General features: G+C 71.9%; 17 protein-coding genes, 1 other RNA gene and 1 pseudogene. 8 read left to right on the forward strand and 11 right to left on the reverse strand.

Features of this window, described 5'->3' with window-relative positions; genetic code table 11:
• Positions 1-50: 50 nt before the first annotated feature.
• Positions 51-449, forward strand: an RNA gene (gene rnpB / locus IE219_RS26760) — RNase P RNA component class A.
• Positions 450-635: 186 nt separating this feature from the next.
• Here the strand turns inward: rnpB and IE219_RS26765 are convergent.
• The 7 genes and pseudogenes from IE219_RS26765 to IE219_RS26790 all read right to left on the reverse strand — a co-directional run bounded on the left by IE219_RS26765 (position 636) and on the right by IE219_RS26790 (position 4,369).
• Complete coding sequence (locus tag IE219_RS26765; protein ID WP_189982039.1) at positions 636-920, reverse strand: hypothetical protein; 285 nt, start codon at positions 918-920, stop codon at positions 636-638.
• A 128-nt stretch (positions 921-1,048) separates the two neighbouring features.
• Entirely contained in the window at positions 1,049-1,351 is a 303-nt protein-coding gene (locus IE219_RS26770; protein WP_189982041.1) for a hypothetical protein, read from the reverse strand.
• 84 nt (positions 1,352-1,435) lie between these two features.
• Positions 1,436-1,729 (reverse strand): annotated as a pseudogene (locus IE219_RS31990) (DUF6087 family protein).
• Between the two features lie 17 nt (positions 1,730-1,746).
• Positions 1,747-2,910, reverse strand: a complete 1,164-nt coding sequence (tgmC, locus tag IE219_RS26775; protein ID WP_189982043.1) for an ATP-grasp peptide maturase system methyltransferase — start codon at positions 2,908-2,910, stop codon at positions 1,747-1,749.
• Positions 2,907-3,866, reverse strand: coding sequence for an ATP-grasp ribosomal peptide maturase (tgmB, locus tag IE219_RS26780; RefSeq protein WP_189982200.1), 960 nt, complete (start codon positions 3,864-3,866; stop codon positions 2,907-2,909). Before tgmB ends, tgmC begins: the two co-directional genes overlap by 4 nt.
• Before the next feature lie 5 nt (positions 3,867-3,871).
• The gene (gene tgmA / locus IE219_RS26785; RefSeq protein WP_189982045.1) at positions 3,872-4,132 is read right to left on the reverse strand and encodes a putative ATP-grasp-modified RiPP; all 261 of its coding nucleotides are present in this window, start codon (positions 4,130-4,132) and stop codon (positions 3,872-3,874) included.
• A gap of 78 nt (positions 4,133-4,210) precedes the next feature.
• Complete coding sequence (locus IE219_RS26790; RefSeq protein ID WP_229850024.1) at positions 4,211-4,369, reverse strand: hypothetical protein; 159 nt, start codon at positions 4,367-4,369, stop codon at positions 4,211-4,213.
• Positions 4,370-4,763: 394 nt separating this feature from the next.
• Between IE219_RS26790 and IE219_RS26795 the strand changes: the two genes are divergently transcribed.
• Together IE219_RS26795 and IE219_RS26800 are read left to right on the forward strand one after the other, a co-directional pair.
• A complete protein-coding gene (locus IE219_RS26795) occupies positions 4,764-6,020 on the forward strand; it encodes a helix-turn-helix domain-containing protein (RefSeq protein ID WP_189982049.1) in 1,257 nt (418 codons plus the stop codon).
• A 16-nt stretch (positions 6,021-6,036) separates the two neighbouring features.
• Positions 6,037-6,390: a hypothetical protein gene (locus IE219_RS26800; RefSeq protein WP_189982202.1), complete on the forward strand. Its 354-nt coding sequence runs from the start codon at positions 6,037-6,039 to the stop codon at positions 6,388-6,390.
• A gap of 106 nt (positions 6,391-6,496) precedes the next feature.
• Here IE219_RS26800 and IE219_RS31995 read toward each other — a convergent pair whose 3' ends face one another.
• Positions 6,497-6,874 carry a DUF6087 family protein gene (locus IE219_RS31995; RefSeq protein WP_229850025.1) on the reverse strand — a complete coding sequence of 126 codons (378 nt, stop codon included), beginning with the start codon at positions 6,872-6,874 and terminating at the stop codon, positions 6,497-6,499.
• 38 nt (positions 6,875-6,912) lie between these two features.
• On the reverse strand, positions 6,913-7,347 hold the full coding sequence (locus tag IE219_RS26805; protein ID WP_189982051.1) for a hypothetical protein: 435 nt from the start codon (positions 7,345-7,347) through the stop codon (positions 6,913-6,915).
• Positions 7,348-7,498: 151 nt separating this feature from the next.
• Here IE219_RS26805 and IE219_RS26810 point away from each other — a divergent pair, with 151 nt between their 5' ends.
• The gene (locus IE219_RS26810) at positions 7,499-7,831 is read left to right on the forward strand and encodes a nuclear transport factor 2 family protein (protein WP_189982053.1); all 333 of its coding nucleotides are present in this window, start codon (positions 7,499-7,501) and stop codon (positions 7,829-7,831) included.
• A 168-nt stretch (positions 7,832-7,999) separates the two neighbouring features.
• Here IE219_RS26810 and IE219_RS26815 read toward each other — a convergent pair whose 3' ends face one another.
• Positions 8,000-8,788 (reverse strand): SDR family oxidoreductase, encoded by a 789-nt coding sequence (locus IE219_RS26815; protein WP_189982204.1) that lies wholly within the window; start codon positions 8,786-8,788, stop codon positions 8,000-8,002.
• A 170-nt stretch (positions 8,789-8,958) separates the two neighbouring features.
• On the opposite strand from IE219_RS26815, the gene IE219_RS26820 reads away from it, so the two are divergent.
• The 4 genes from IE219_RS26820 (at position 8,959) to IE219_RS26835 (ending at position 13,666) form a co-directional block, all read left to right on the forward strand.
• On the forward strand, positions 8,959-10,590 hold the full coding sequence (locus tag IE219_RS26820) for an alkaline phosphatase D family protein (protein WP_189982055.1): 1,632 nt from the start codon (positions 8,959-8,961) through the stop codon (positions 10,588-10,590).
• 152 nt (positions 10,591-10,742) lie between these two features.
• Entirely contained in the window at positions 10,743-12,098 is a 1,356-nt protein-coding gene (locus tag IE219_RS26825) for a Bcr/CflA family multidrug efflux MFS transporter (protein ID WP_189982057.1), read from the forward strand.
• A gap of 15 nt (positions 12,099-12,113) precedes the next feature.
• A complete protein-coding gene (locus tag IE219_RS26830; RefSeq protein ID WP_189982059.1) occupies positions 12,114-12,566 on the forward strand; it encodes a hemerythrin domain-containing protein in 453 nt (150 codons plus the stop codon).
• Positions 12,567-12,676: 110 nt separating this feature from the next.
• Positions 12,677-13,666, forward strand: a complete 990-nt coding sequence (locus IE219_RS26835) for a small ribosomal subunit Rsm22 family protein (RefSeq protein ID WP_189982061.1) — start codon at positions 12,677-12,679, stop codon at positions 13,664-13,666.
• Positions 13,667-13,678: 12 nt separating this feature from the next.
• On the opposite strand, the gene ddaH is transcribed toward IE219_RS26835, so the two are convergent.
• A complete protein-coding gene (gene ddaH / locus IE219_RS26840) occupies positions 13,679-14,509 on the reverse strand; it encodes a dimethylargininase (protein ID WP_373298891.1) in 831 nt (276 codons plus the stop codon).
• Positions 14,510-14,653 lie beyond the last annotated feature (144 nt).

Raw genomic sequence — 14,653 nt, forward strand, 5'->3', positions numbered from 1 at the left:
CAAGGTCAAGGACGGCCGGCGGCGGCGGGTACCATGGCTCCCACGGCAGACGAGCCGGGCGGGCGGCCGCGTGGAGATCCCCGGATCTCCCCGAGGAACGTCCGGGCTCCACAGAGCAGGGTGGTGGCTAACGGCCACCCGGGGTGACCCGCGGGACAGTGCCACAGAGAACAGACCGCCGGGGGCCTCGGCCCACGGTAAGGGTGAAACGGTGGTGTAAGAGACCACCAGCGCCTGAGGTGACTCAGGCGGCTAGGTAAACCCCACCCGGAGCAAGGTCAAGAGGGGACACCCCGGTGTCCCTGCGCGGACGATCGAGGGCTGCTCGCCCGAGTCCGCGGGTAGACCGCACGAGACCGGTGGCAACGCCGGTCCTAGATGGATGGCCGTCACCCCGACGACCGCGAGGTCCCGGGGCACAGAACCCGGCGTACAGCCCGACTCGTCTGCCCCTCAGGCCACTGCCTGCGATATCGCAGGGCAGTGGCCTTTTCTCGGAGAATCGTGGGCGTCGCCCCATCCCGTTTCGTACCGGCCCAAACTGGACCTCGCGGCTACGAAAGTAGCCATGAAGGTAGCCACGCTGGGTGGCTTGGTGCGGGTGTTGGCTGAGTCGGGGCCTCCGCGTTACGCGTCTACGCCTCGGTGTCCTCTGTTGCGGTCCCGGGACCGGTGGAATCCTGCTCGTCAAGCCAGGCTTTAATGCCGCCAGGATTCTGCGCCGGTGCGTCGAACGGGATGATCGGAAACGGGGGCAAGGTGGACAGCAATGCCGCCATGTCAGCGGGGAGTGCGGCCACCGAGGGCTCAAGCTCCTCGATCTTGGTCAGGAGTCGCTGAAGTTCTTCAGCCATGCAACGCAGGTCCAGGCCCGCGCCGGCGACTTGGATCGTTCCCGTCTCTACGTTGATGAGGCGCATGGGGGGAGCTGGGAAGGTGGGTTCGCTACCCGCCTGCCGCTCCTCGACGGTGGGGCGAGGCAGGCTGACGATCCACTCGTCAAGGCGCTCGTCGAAGTGCTCGCTTCCGTTACGAACTTCGCGGGCTTTCAGCGGGACGAGTCCTCCACCTCGAGAATCCTTCGTAGAAACGGACCTCGCTTCGCCCGCCACTCCAAGCCCTCGTCGGACCCTTTCGGGCTTTTTCTTGTGGCAGGCCACAGAGTCCGGGAGACCTTTCCGAGGAAGGAAAGGAAGTCCTCGAAGCAGACCCAGGCGGCTGGTGGGGCCGGCGTGGTCTGCGCAAAGCCGATCAGGGCGTCCAGGGCTGCCAGAGCGTAGCGAGTGTCGCGGGCCAGCCACGTGAGGTACACCCGCTGGGCCCACGGGTCATCGGATATGTGGTTGCTCACGGGCGTCATTGTGCCGTCGGTGATCTACCGGTTGGGAGTAGATTTCAGAGGTATGGCATGGTTCGCTACCCTTCCGCCGGGTTATCAGAGCGTCGAAGGCTTTCGATGCCTGCCAGTTCCGGAGCCGAGCTTCTGCGAAGCCTCAGGTGTGGTGGCAGCCTCGGCGTGGGGGAATAGAGCGCGCCGTGCTTCCGCGAGGTTCGCCGCGAAGCCGTGCGGCTCTCAAAGGTGGCCGTTCCACCGCTGGATCGCACGGGGCGCATCGGGGTTCAGATGCGATGCTCTCGGGTTGTCACCAGTGACGAGGGGTACGGCGCGGAGCTGCCCGATCCTCGCGTCGCGGCGCTCGGCCCACTGGGAGAGCGGTTCGGCATCCATGTCGGAAGGGCGGTGGGTCAGGTAATCCGGTGCTCCCAGCACAGGGACGGGGCCTGGTCGATCCAGTACCGGTGGGACGCTGGTGTCACGTGGAGCCGTACGGAGTCGATTTCCGGCGCCCCGGCGTCCTGCCAGGCGACGAGGGAACGCTCCACTTCCTCCCACAGGGCTACCGGCCCGCCCTGGCGTACGGTCCAGCCCTCGTCACCGACGAGGAACTCGGCGAACGACTCCCGTTCCGGATCGAACAGGTACCGCAAGGGCGAGCCGTCCCCGCCCGTCCCACGGACGAACTGAGCGCCGGGCGCCGCCAACTGGGCAAGGAAGGCGGGCATCCACTCCTCCAGGACAAGAGGAGACACCTGAGTGCGCCGCTCACTGTCCGCGTACGCGGTCCGGGCGGAGAGATCGCCAGCCACGGGGGCCACTGCCTGGGCCCGCGCCTGCATGAAGGAGGAGCGCCGGACGATCGAGCCCTCGGCGGTGCCGTCATCGCCGACGGCGAGTTTCGCGAGGCCGGTTCCCCACGGCCACGAGCCGACCGTACCGAGGACAACGCCTCCGGGCCTCGTCTGCCTGATCCACGCGTACGGGATGCGGCGGACCGCGCAGGTGGCGATGACCCGGTCGTACGGTGCCCGGTACGGGTGGCCGAGGAGCCCGTCGCCCGTCACCGTCCACGTCGAGAAGCCGGCGGCTTCGAGAGCAGCATCCGCCCGGGTGGCCACCTGTGTGTCCACCTCGACCGTGGTGACGTTGTCCTCGCCGAGGTAGTGGCACATCAGGGCTGTGGAGTAGCCGGTGCCTGTGCCGATCTCCAGGACTCGGTGGCCCGTAGCGAGGTCCAGGGTCTCGATCATGCCGACGACGGTGGCCGGGTCGGTCGAGGAGGACGTGGGCACGCCCACGACGGGTCCGCCGGCCTGGTCGGCGGTGAGGTGGCCGTCGAGCTGGGTGGTGAGGGTGTCGACGCTGTATGCGATCTTCAGCCACTCGTCAGGGTCCGTGTCGGCGGCGGTGACGGGCCGCCAGGTCCGCCCCTCGTCCAGGAAGACTCCCGGGCGGAGGAACCGCTCGCGGGTGACAGCCTTGACGGCCTCACGCAGCCAAGGAGATTTCAGGACGCCTTCTTTCACGAGCACGGTCGCCATACGGCGTCGCTCGGATGCCGGGTTGGTCATCGGCGGTCTCCTTGTACGAGTAGGTCGGCGAAGGCGGCGGACATCGGGAGGCCGGTCTCGGTCTCCAGCCACCCCCACTGTCCATTGGGATTCAGCTCCAGCCACCAGTAGGCCCCCGCCCGGTCGACCGCGAGGTCGAAGCTTCCCGATACCAAATCCAGTCGGTCCAGGTAGGCGTGCAGACCCTTGGCCACCCGGTCGGGAAGGTGCTCCACGGTGTAGGTCAGGGCGCTGTAGTCCTTGCGCCAGTCCAGGAGGCCGGAGTCGATGCGTACGGCGAACGTGTGCCGGCCTACGAGCAGCACGCGAACATCGGCGACCTTGTCCACACGGGCCTGGAACAGGTGGGGCGCGACCCGAACGCTGTCGTCGATCTCTTCGGGCGTGACGGGGGCAGCCCACCCCGTCACCGGTACGCCATCACGCGTGTAGGGGGTCCATCGCAGTGTCTTGAAGATCGCCTGTCCCTGAGCCCGGACGAACGCGCGGGCCTCGTCCGGGTCGTTGGTGACAAGGGTGGGAGGGATGGTGAAGCCGAGTTGCTGGGCCAGAACGAGCTGCGCGGGTTTGTAGTCGGCCGCGGCAACGCGCAGGGGGTGGTTGACCCAGAGCGGGCCGCCCAGGGCGTAGAGGGTGCCACCGAGTCCGTAGCGGACCTGCGCTGCCGCGAACCGGGAGTCATCAGCGGACAGGTGGGGAAACGTGGGCCATTCCGGGCGGCGCCAGTACACCGACCGGACCTGGGTCACATCAGCGGTTCTCGACGGGGTGCGCACCTGTCCGACCACCGGGGCCGGGCAGGTGCCGAACCGAACCGAGACCGTGAGGTTCTCGCCGATGTCGGCGGGGTTGAACCGGACCACCGGCACATCGCGCCGGTTGAGTTCGGTGATCACCATGTCGGCGGTGATGTCGTCCGCCTCGGTGGCCACCAGAACCGGCCTCTCCTCGACCATGGCCATCAATCCTGATTGCTGTCCTGGTCGTGACCCTGGTCGTTCCGGGAGTCCGAGTTCGTCGTCGTGGAGGTCTCGGTACCGGAGCTGGTGCCGTGCTTGCCCATCTCGACCATCTGCCCGGCGCGGTCGCGGAACACCCCGAGCTGCGTCGTGGGGTCGATGGTGACCGTGGCGTGGGGTCGGCGGATGACCGTCGGGTAGGGCGCGAGCCGGCCCGCACCCCACGGCCGCGTGGGGAGGGGGAGTGCGACAGAGGTGGTCATGGGACTCCTTGGGTTGAAGGGTGTGGTGCGGGAATCCGTCTGCGCCAGGGGCGCGGACGGCGATCTGCGGGCCGCGGATCAGGGGCGAGCGGCCTGGATGTTGTCGGCCGCGGTCGTCCACTCGACTCCGGACGCGGGCCGGATGTGCGCGATGCGGACCGTGCCGTGGCTGTGGAGCTCGTGTGTGACGGCGACGAGTACGCCCTCCCCACGCGAGGCGATGTCACGGACACGCATGTCCAGAAGCGGGTGATGCTCGTAGCCGTCGGAACCGACCGGGTTCACTCCTCTGGCTCCTGCCGGGCCTCGACGCGACGCATGAACCTCTCCCAGCCGCCGGCCGCCCGTACCCGCAGAGCCCGGCTCGGCGCACCCGGCCGGGACTCCGACGGCGTGTATGTACGGCCACTGGCGCCAGGGTTCCTGCGGGGCAGTCCGGAGGTCGTCACGTGGTCGCTCCTTTCCATGGGAGCCGCCCGGAGGGTTCTTCGGCCTCCGAGCGGCATGTGACCAGTGAACGACGATCCGTTACCTTCTCCCAGAGCGGACCTCGCGCAATATCCGGGCGTTTTCCAGGCGTTGGCCCGTGGCGGGTACGAGTGCGTGAAAGGGTTCTCGTGAGGGGAGACCTATGACGTCCAGGCGTAGGCACTTTGCGGTACGGCGCGCGGCCCGGGGTTACTCGCAGGAGGAATTCGCAGAAGCGCTCTCGGTGGCCGCGTCCACCGTGGTCCGTTGGGAAAGGGGTCGCGCCACCCCGCGTCCCCACCAACGGCCGAAGATCGCAGAGCTTTTGGGTGTGACCCTCCCCGCGCTGGAAGCCCTTCTCTTCGACGAACAGCCGGCCGAGACAGCCGAGCTCTCTGCTGCTCCGTCCCTCCTCCATGGTGATGATGACGACATGAAGCGCCGCGAAGTCCTGGGTCTGCTCGCCGTTACGGGTGCGCTGGTCGCTCTTCCCGATCCCGATGAGGCCGCCCGAGGGCGGACAGTATCGACGCTCTTGGAGACAGGGGACGCCCTACACCGCAGCCTCTGGCAGGTCTACGCGCTATCGGACTCCAAGCAGGTCGTCTTCCCCGCGGTGCGCGCACAGCTCGATGTGATGGCGAAGGGGCTGACCGAGACCCGTACTGCTGTGGATCGGTCCCGATTGTGTCGGATGACGGCCGACCTCTACCAGCTTGTCGGCGAGCTGTTCTTCGACGCCAACCGGTACACCGACGCCGCGCAGTGCTACACACTGGCCGCCAACGCGGCCTACGCCGGTGGCGACCACGACCTGTGGGCGTGTGCCATGACCCGCCACGCGTACGTCGAGCTGTACGCGCGCCGCGCGCCTGCTGCCCAACCCCTGCTTGCGGCAGCTTTTCGCATCGCCCGAAGGGGCGACGGCGCTCTCTCCACCCGTCACTGGGTCGCGGCCGTCCAGGCGCAGGCGTACGCGGCCATGGGCGACCTCGACGCGTGCAACCGGGCTCTTGACGAAGCTGAGAAGGTGCATGCACTCAACGGCGCTCACTCCCACAACGGCGGCTGGCTCCGCTTCGACGGCTCCCGCCTGGCAGAGGAGAGAGGGGCCTGCTACCTCCAACTGGGCCGCCCTGATCTCGCCGAGGAAGCGCTCACCACGGCCCTTGCCCAGCCTCTGTCCCTGCGTCGCCGCGCTGCTGTCCTGAGTGACCTCGCCGTGCTCGGGGCGCACAGACGGGACATCGACCAGATCGTGCACTACGCGGAGCAAGCGCTCGGACTGGCCGACCGGTCGAATTCGGGATTCATCGGCAAGAAGCTGGACGGGGTTCGGGGGCGTCTTGCCCCGTTCCTGTCCGATGACCGAGTCTCGACTCTTGATCACCGAATCGCGGCGCTTCCGCGCACCGCATGATGAGAGGGACACGCGCATGAATGACGGCCGGATCTTCCGCGAGGCGTGGATCGACGGTGTGAACAAGCACTATCCCGGCGAGCCCAAGCCTGGCTACGTCACGCCGTGGGACGAGACGCCCGAGTGGGAGCGCGAAGCCGCCACCGCCGTGTATGGGCAGGTACGCGACTTCATCGAGGTCAGCGGCAGGCATGCGGCCCGGCTCACCCGCGAGCAGAAGGGCCGATTCGTCGCGATCTGCTGGACCGCCCAGATGTTCAGGCACTTCGAAGACCCGAAGCCCGGATATGTTGCCGACTGGTCCGACCTGCCGCTCTGGCAGCGGGAGACGGACGCGGACATCTTCGAACGCATTGAGGGGACTGTCTGATCTCAAGAGCGACGACGTCCCCGTCCGGGCCGATCCGTGCGGGGACATCTTGTTACGTAGTCATCAAAGTAGCCACGGAAGCACTATCCCTGCACGTTTGTACAGGTCATAGCGTTTCGCCGACAGGCCCCGGCGTACAGCCCGACTCGTCTGCCTCACCCCTTATCTTTTCTTCTCCTCGCTCTCCCCCTGCGCCGGTCTCCGGTGTCTGCCCGTGCCCGGGCCGAGGCGGGGTGGTGTCTGTGGGGGTGGTTGGGGGGTGGGGGTGGGGGGTGGGGAAGAGGAGGCGGCGGGTTTCGGCGAGGTTCGGGGCGAAGCCGTGGGGTTCCCACAGGTGGCCGTTCCAGCGCTGGATGGCGCGGGGGGCGTCCGGGTTCAGGTGGGAGGCCCTCGGGCCGGGGCCGGTGACCAGGGGGACGGCGCGGAGCTGTCCGATCCTCGCGTCGCGGCGCTCGGCCCACGCGGCGAGCGGTTCGTCGTCCATGGCCGGAGGGTAGGCGGCGGCCGGGGCCGGCCGGGGGGTCACAGCAGGATTTCCACCGTCCAGTGGGGGGTTCGGTCGTCCGTGCGGATGACGATGGGGTGCGGGGCGGCGGCCGGGGATTCGAAGAGGTCGCGGCCGAGGGGCAGGGCGTTCTGGGTGAGGACGTACGTGCCGGTGCGCAGGGCGGCCGGGTCGGTGACCGTGCCGAGGCCGGCCGGGGTGACGTGCTGGAGGCGCCAGACCGAGGCGGGGCCGGTGTCGGGGCGGACCAGGACCGGGGCGCGGTCGGTGCCGGGGGCGGTGAGCGTGTCCTCGGTGCCCTTGACGGTGAGGCGGAAGCCGCCGTCCGCCGGGGACAGGGCCCATTCGGCGGCCCGGCGGCCGTCGCCGGAGAGGCAGACCGCCCTTCCGTCCAGGACCCCGACCGGGGCCCCCTTCGCGTACAGCTTGACGATCCGGTCGTTCTCCGGCATGGCTCCTCCAGGGGTCCGGGGCGGGTCGGGCAGGAGGAGGGTGCCCGTTTTCGGTGCCGGTCCGTCGGACGGAGCGCCCGGCTCGCCCGACCGGGGGAGCGCGCGGGGCGGGATGCGGGGGCGTACGGGGGAGGGATGTTACGGGTGGGGGATGACGATCTCCGAGAGCCAGCTGTCCGATCCCGCCGTCCGCGCCTTCGTCACCGCCCTCAACGCGAACGACCGGGACGCCTTCGCCGCCGCCCTCGCGCCCGGCGCCACCATGTCCGACGACGGCACCGAGCGGGACCTCGCGGCCTGGACCGAGCGGGAGGTGTTCTCCTCGCGCGGGCGGATGGCGGTGGAGAGCCAGGACGAGGGCGGGCGCGTCCTCGTCGCCACTTACACGAACGACACCTGGGGCTCCATGCGGACCGCCTGGCGGTTCACCGTCGAGGACGGACGTGTGGCCCGCTTCGAGACCGGACAGGCGCCCGCCGCCTGAGCGGATCGGGTACGGCCCTGAGCCGGGCGCCGACGGGCCGGGGTGGGGGCCGTCGGCGCGGGGGCGGGGGCCGGTCAGGGCGTCCGGTCCCGTCGGCGGCCCGGCTCCGCCGCCCGCGCCCCGGCGCCGACCGGCGGCCTCGCACCGGCCCGCCCCGGCGGCCCCGCCTCAGCCCCGTCCGATGTACGGCATCGTCGTCGCCATGACCGTCGCGAACTGGACGTTCGCCTCCAGGGGCAGGGCCGCCATGTGGACGACGGTCGCCGCCACGTCCGCCGCGTCCATGACGGGTTCGGCCGCGAGGGTGCCGTCGGCCTGGAGGATGCCGGTCCGCATGCGGGCCGTCATCTCGGTGGCCGCGTTGCCGATGTCGATCTGGCCGCAGGCGATGCGGTAGGGGCGGCCCTCCAGGGAGAGGGACTTGGTGAGGCCGGTCATCGCATGCTTGGTCGCCGTGTACGCGATCGAGTGCGGGCGCGGCACGTGGGCGGAGATGGAGCCGTTGTTGATGATCCGGCCGCCCCGCGGGTCCTGTTCCCGCATCGCGCGGAAGGCCGCCTGCGCGCACAGGAACGCGCCGGTCAGGTTGGTGTCGACGGCCGTGCGCCAGGTGTCGTAGGACAGCTCCTCGACGGGGGTGCCGCCGCCCGCGAACGTACCGGCGTTGTTGAAGAGCAGGTCGACGCGGCCGAAGCGGTCGAGGACCGTCGAGAAGAGGGCCGCGACCCGCTCGGGGGAGGTGACGTCGGTCGGGACGGGCAGGGCGCGGCCGGCGGGCAGTCCGGCCGCCGTCTCCTCCAGCGCCTCCCGGCGGCGCCCCGCGAGCGCGACGGTCCAGCCCGCCTCCGCGAGGGCGCGGGCCACGCTCCGGCCGATGCCCGAGCCGGCCCCCGTCACGACCGCGACGCCCCGGCCCGCGCCCCGCGCGGCCTCTGCCCCCGCCGCCGTGTCGTCCATGGCCGTGCCCTCCGTCGTCACCGCTGCGTTGTCCATGGCCGGGGAGCGTACGCGAACCACGTGTCCCATGAACTCATCCGTCCGACACGTGGATGACATGTACTCGGCGGCGCGATGTCGTTCCGGCCCCCTCGAATACCCGCGGACACCAATCGCCAGGGGAGGGGACCATGACACCCGCATCGCAGCACAGCCAGGAACTCCGGGCCGCCGCACGCCACTTCGGCCGCCGCCGCTTCCTCACCGTCACCGGGGCCGCCGCCGCGCTCGCCTTCGCCACCCAGCTGCCCGCCGCCGGCGCGGCCGCCGCCGCCGAACTCGACGCCCGCCGCGTCACCGAGGACCCGTTCACCCTCGGCGTCGCCTCCGGCGACCCGCTGCCGGGCTCCGTCCTGCTGTGGACCCGGCTCGCCCCGCGCCCCTTCGAGCCCGGCGGCGGCCTCCCCGCCGAACGGGCCTCCGTGCACTGGGAACTCGCCCGAGACGAGCGCTTCACCCGCACCGTCCGGCGCGGACGCGCCACCGCGCACCCCGAGTTCGGCCACAGCGTGCACGTCGAGGTCGAACACCTGGAGCCGGGACGGGAGTTCTTCTACCGCTTCCGCACCGGCCGGTGGGTCAGCCCGGTCGGCCGCACCCGCACCGCGCCCGCCCCGTGGGCCCGGCCCGCCGCGCTCCGCATCGGCGCCGTCTCCTGCCAGGCGTACCACGACGGCTACTTCACCGCCTACCGCCACCTCGCCGACGAGGACCTCGACGTCGTCTTCCACCTCGGCGACTACCTGTACGAGTACGCGGTGAACGCCACCGGCGGCGCCCGCGCCTACACCGACCGCGTCCTTCCGGCCGTCTTCAACCGGGAGACGATCACCCTGGAGGACTACCGGCTGCGCTACGGGCTCTACAAGAACGACCCCGACCTGCGCGCCGCGCACGCCGCCCACCCCTTCGTCGTCACCTGGGACGACCACGAGACCGAGAACAACTACGCCGGCGACACCCCGGAGAACGGCGTCCCGCCGGAGGAGTTCCTGCTCCGCCGCGCCGCCGCCTACCGCGCCTACTGGGAGCACCAGCCGCTGCGCCGCCCCCAGCTCCCCGAGGGCCCCGACATGCGGCTCCACCGGCGGCTGCGGTTCGGCCGGCTCGCCCAGTTCGACGTCCTCGACACCCGCCAGTACCGCTCCGACCAGGCGTACGGCGACGGCTGGCAGGTCCCGGGACCGCTCTCCGAGGACCCGGCCCGCACCATGACCGGCGCCGCCCAGGAGCGCTGGCTCCTCGACGGCTGGCGCGCCTCCGACGCCCGCTGGAACGTCCTGCCCCAGCAGGTCGTCCTCGCCGAGCGCCGCGACCGCGAGACCCCCGACTTCAAGCTTTCCATGGACTCCTGGGACGGCTACCCCGCCTCCCGGCGGCGGATCCTCGCGGGCGCCGAGTCCGCCGGGGTGGAGAACCTGATGGTCCTCACCGGCGACGTGCACGTCGGCTACGGCTTCGACCTCAAGGCCGACTTCCGCGACCCCGGCTCCCGCACCCTCGGCACCGAACTCGTCGCCACCTCGATCACCAGCGGCAAGGACGGCTCCGACCGCCCGTCCACCTACGACAAGCTCATGCGGGCCAACCCGCACCTGAGGTTCTTCAACGGACGGCGCGGCTACCTCACGGTCGAACTCGGCGAGCGGGCCGCCCGCGCCGACTTCCGCACGGTGCCGTACGTGACCCGGCCGGGCGCGCCCGTCACCACCGCCGCCTCCTTCGTCACCGAGGCGGGACGGCCGGGCCTCACTCCGGCGTGACCTCGGTCACCTCCCGCCGGGCGGAGGCGGACACCGGCGCGGTACGGGGCCGCGCCGGCGTCCGCCGCCGCCCCCGAGGGGTCCGTGCGGGTATCGACCGGTCCGGTCGAGCTGCGAGCATGGGTGAGGTTTCAACGAAAGGGAGCTGTTCGATGCCGGAGAGCGGCCAGACCTCGACCACGGGACACATACCCGCCCCCACCCCCGCCCCCGGACCCGCCCCGGCGGCCGACCCCGCGCGGCCGCACCGCGAGGACGCCCCCGGAGCCGCGGCCGGCGGACCCGCCACCGCCGCCCGCCGGGCCGGACTGCTGGTGACGCTGGTGCTCGGCGGGCTCACCGCCCTCCCCCCGCTCTCCATGGACATGTACCTGCCGGCCCTGCCGGAGGTCACCCGCTCCCTCCACGCCCCCGCCGCCACCGTCCAGCTCACCCTCACCGCCTGCCTCGCGGGCATGGCGCTGGGCCAGCTCGTCGTCGGCCCCATGAGCGACAAGTGGGGCCGCCGCACCCCCCTCCTCACCGGCATGGTCGTGTACGTCCTCGCCACCGCCGTCTGCGCCTTCGCGCCCACCGCCGAACTGCTCATCGCCTTCCGGCTGCTCCAGGGCCTGGCCGGCGCCGCCGGCATCGTCATCGCCCGCGCCGTCGTCCGCGACCTCTACGACGGCGTCGAGATGGCCCGCTTCTTCTCCACCCTCATGCTGATCTCCGGCGTCGCCCCGATCGTCGCCCCCCTCATCGGCGGCCAGATCCTGCGCCTCACCGACTGGCGCGGCGTCTTCCACGTCCTCGCCGTCATCGGCGTCGCCCTCACCCTCGTCGTGTGGCGCTTCCTCCACGAGACGCTGCCGCCCGAGCGGCGCCAGCAGGGCGGCGTGGGCCAGGCCCTGCGGACCATGCGCGGCCTGCTCGCCGACCGCGTCTTCACCGGCTACATGCTGGCCGGCGGCCTCGCCTTCGCCGTCCTCTTCGCCTACATCTCGGCCTCGCCCTTCGTCGTCCAGGAGATCTACGGCGCCTCCCCGCAGACCTTCAGCCTCCTCTTCGGCCTCAACTCGATCGGCCTCGTCGCCGTCGGCCAGGTCAACGGCAAGCTGCTCGTCGGCCGGGTCCGCCTCGACAAGGTCCTCGGCTGGGGCCTGACCGTCATCCTCCTCGCCGCCACCGCCCTGCTCCTCATGACCACCGGCGTCTTCGGCGAGGTCGGCCTCGTCCCGATCGCGGCCGGACTCTTCGTCCTCATGTCGGCGATGGGCCTCGCCATGCCGAACACCAACGCCCAGGCCCTCATGCGCACCCCGCACGCGGCCGGTTCCGCCTCCGCGCTGCTCGGCACCTCCTCCTTCCTCATCGGCGCGGTCGCCTCCCCGCTGGTCGGCATCGCGGGGGAGCGGACCGCCGTCCCCATGGCCGTCGTCCAGCTCTGCTGCGCGGTCGCCGCGCTCGCCTGCTTCCTGCTGATGTGCCGCCCCTGGCGCGCCGCCGGGGAGAAGCCCGCCCTCTGATGTGACGATCCCGGCATGTGCCACTACTGCGGTTGCCGGGACATTCCCCTCATCAAGGAGTTCATCGCCGAGCACGAGGCCGTCACCGACCTCGGCGGCGACGCGGTCCGCGCCCTCGACGCGGGCGACCGGGCGCGGGCGGCGGAGCTCGCCGCCGAGATGGCGGTCCTGCTCCGCGCCCACTGGGCGGGGGAGGAGCGGGGCCTGTTCGCGGTGATGGCGGAGAACGAGGAGTACGCGGCGTACGTCGACGCGCTGGTACGGGAGCACCGCGAGCTGGCGGCCTTCCTCGCCGCCCTCGACCTCGACGACGCCGGGCAGCGCACCGCCTTCACCGAGGCCGTCGGCGAACTCCACGCGCACATCGCCAAGGAGGAGGACGGCCTCTTCCCCGCCTCCCTCACCGAACTCACCGGCGACCAGTGGAACACGGCGATGACCGCCTGGCACGAGGTCCACGCGAACTGAACCCGGGGGACCAGGGCCCCGGCCACCGGCCTTCCGGCCCCGGTCCGGTCGCCTCCGCGGCGCTCCCGCGGCGGTCCCGGGGTGGTTCCGGTGACGCCTAGACTGGGTCGGTGAACGCCTCCTCCGCCTCCGCCGACTCCCTGCGTGCCGCCCTCGCCGGGCTTCTCGACGGGCTGCCGCCCTCGCAGGCCGCCAAGTCCGTGGAGCGGCTGATCGCGCACTACCGGGGGACGACGCCGACCGACGCGCCGGTGCTCCGCGACCGGGCCGACGTCGCCGCGTACGCCGCCTACCGGATGCCCGCCACCTTCGAGGCGGCCCGGGGCGCCCTGGAGGCGCTGCGGGACGCCGCGCCGGAGTGGGTGCCCGCCGGCCACGTCGACGTCGGCGGCGGGACCGGCGCCGCGAGCTGGGCCGTCGCCGGGGCGTGGGGGGAGGCCCCGCCGCGCAGCACCGTCCTCGACTGGGCCGAGCCCGCGCTCGCCCTCGGGCGCGAGCTGGCCGCCGGGGTGCTGGACGCCGAGTGGCGGCGCGAGCGGATCGGCACCGCCCTGCGCCTGCCCGAGACCGACCTCGTCACCGTCTCGTACGTCCTCAAGGAGCTGACGGAGGCCGACCGGGCCGCGCTCGTCGCCGAGGCGGCCCGCGCCGCGCGCGGCGCCGTCGTGGTCGTCGAGCCCGGCACCCCCGACGGCTACGAGCGGATCATCGCCGCCCGCACCCTCCTGGTGGAGGCCGGTCTGACCGTCGCCGCGCCCTGCCCGCACAGCGGCGCCTGCCCGATCGCGCCCGGCACCGACTGGTGCCACTTCGCGGCCCGGGTCAGCCGCTCGTCGCTGCACCGGCGGGTGAAGGGCGGCTCGCTGCCGTACGAGGACGAGAAGTACGCGTACGTGGCGGCGGTGCGGGTCCCCGCGGTGCCCGCCCCGGCGCGCGTCACCCGCCGCCCGCAGATCCGCAAGGGCCAGGTGCTGCTGGAGCTGTGCGGCCCCGACGGGCTGGGCCGCGAGACCGTCACCAAGCGGCACGGGCCCCTGTACAAGCGGGCCCGGGACGCGGAGTGGGGCGACGCGTGGCCGCCGGAGCCGGCCGCCGAGTAGGCGGGGCGGCCGTCAGGGGCGCAGCTCCTGGGTGCAGCACTTCACGCTGCCGCCGCCCTTGAGGAGCTCGCCCAGGTCCATCCCGACCGGTTCGAAGCCGCGGGCCCGCAGCGGGTCGAAGAGGCCGGTTGCGGTCTGCGGCAGCAGGACGTGCAGGCCGTCGCTGACCGCGTTGAGACCGAGCGCCGCCGCGTCCTCGGCGGTGGCGCGCAGGGCGTCGGGGAAGAGCCGTTCGAGGACGGACCGGCTGCCGGGCGAGAAGGCGTCGGGGAAGTACATGACCTCGTCGCGCTCCTCGTCGAGGACGCACAGGGCCGTGTCCAGGTGGTAGTAGCGCGGGTCGACCAGCTCCAGGCCGATCACCGGCCGGCCGAAGAACTCCTGCGCCTCGGCCCGGCACAGCGGGCTGGACCGGAAGCCGCTGCCCGCCAGGATCCAGGAGGCGGTCACGGCGAAGTCGCCCTCGCCCTCGTTGACGTGCTCCGGGGCCCACAGGTCCGCCTCCGCCCAGCCGTTGCGGCGGAACCACGCGAGGTGCGCGCCGGCCTCGGCGGCCCGCTCGGGGTGCGCGAAGCGGGCGCCGAGGACCCGGCCGCCGACGACGGTCGCGCCGTTCGCCGCGAAGACCATGTCGGGCAGCTCCGGGACGGGGTCGAGGAGTTCGACGGTGTGTCCGAGGGTCAGGTAGCGGTCCCGCAGGTCCTCCCACTGGGCGAGGGCGAGCGGCAGGTCGACGGGCTTGGCCGGGTCCATCCACGGGTTGATGGAGTACGTCACCGTGAAGTGCGCGGGTGGACACATCAGGTAGCGGCGGGGCGAGGACTCGCGCGGAGTGGGGCGCAACAGGGGCTCCTCACGGACGGGCGGCCCGCCGGGGCGGGTCGCGCTTCGGTGGAGCCATGGTCCGCCCTTCCCCCGCCCCCGCGCAGTGGACCGTTCGGGTGGTTCGCGTCCCGAACGCGCGTGCGTCCCGGCCGCCCCCGAGGA

The sequence above is a fragment of the Streptomyces termitum genome, from assembly GCF_014650175.1.
GTDB classification, from domain to species: domain Bacteria; phylum Actinomycetota; class Actinomycetes; order Streptomycetales; family Streptomycetaceae; genus Streptomyces; species Streptomyces termitum.

Excerpts from the sequence above, each read along its gene's own strand:
- IE219_RS26765 (WP_189982039.1), bottom strand. The coding sequence starts at position 920 with ATGCGCCTCATCAACGTAGAGACGGGAACGATCCAAGTCGCCGGCGCG.
- tgmC (WP_189982043.1), bottom strand. The coding sequence starts at position 2,910 with ATGACCAACCCGGCATCCGAGCGACGCCGTATGGCGACCGTGCTCGTG.
- tgmB (WP_189982200.1), bottom strand. The coding sequence starts at position 3,866 with ATGGTCGAGGAGAGGCCGGTTCTGGTGGCCACCGAGGCGGACGACATC.
- tgmA (WP_189982045.1), bottom strand. The coding sequence starts at position 4,132 with ATGACCACCTCTGTCGCACTCCCCCTCCCCACGCGGCCGTGGGGTGCG.
- IE219_RS26790 (WP_229850024.1), bottom strand. The coding sequence starts at position 4,369 with ATGCGTGTCCGTGACATCGCCTCGCGTGGGGAGGGCGTACTCGTCGCC.
- IE219_RS26795 (WP_189982049.1), top strand. The coding sequence starts at position 4,764 with ATGACGTCCAGGCGTAGGCACTTTGCGGTACGGCGCGCGGCCCGGGGT.
- IE219_RS26800 (WP_189982202.1), top strand. The coding sequence starts at position 6,037 with ATGAATGACGGCCGGATCTTCCGCGAGGCGTGGATCGACGGTGTGAAC.
- IE219_RS31995 (WP_229850025.1), bottom strand. The coding sequence starts at position 6,874 with ATGGACGACGAACCGCTCGCCGCGTGGGCCGAGCGCCGCGACGCGAGG.
- IE219_RS26805 (WP_189982051.1), bottom strand. The coding sequence starts at position 7,347 with ATGCCGGAGAACGACCGGATCGTCAAGCTGTACGCGAAGGGGGCCCCG.
- IE219_RS26810 (WP_189982053.1), top strand. The coding sequence starts at position 7,499 with ATGACGATCTCCGAGAGCCAGCTGTCCGATCCCGCCGTCCGCGCCTTC.
- IE219_RS26815 (WP_189982204.1), bottom strand. The coding sequence starts at position 8,788 with ATGGACGACACGGCGGCGGGGGCAGAGGCCGCGCGGGGCGCGGGCCGG.
- IE219_RS26820 (WP_189982055.1), top strand. The coding sequence starts at position 8,959 with ATGACACCCGCATCGCAGCACAGCCAGGAACTCCGGGCCGCCGCACGC.
- IE219_RS26825 (WP_189982057.1), top strand. The coding sequence starts at position 10,743 with ATGCCGGAGAGCGGCCAGACCTCGACCACGGGACACATACCCGCCCCC.
- IE219_RS26830 (WP_189982059.1), top strand. The coding sequence starts at position 12,114 with ATGTGCCACTACTGCGGTTGCCGGGACATTCCCCTCATCAAGGAGTTC.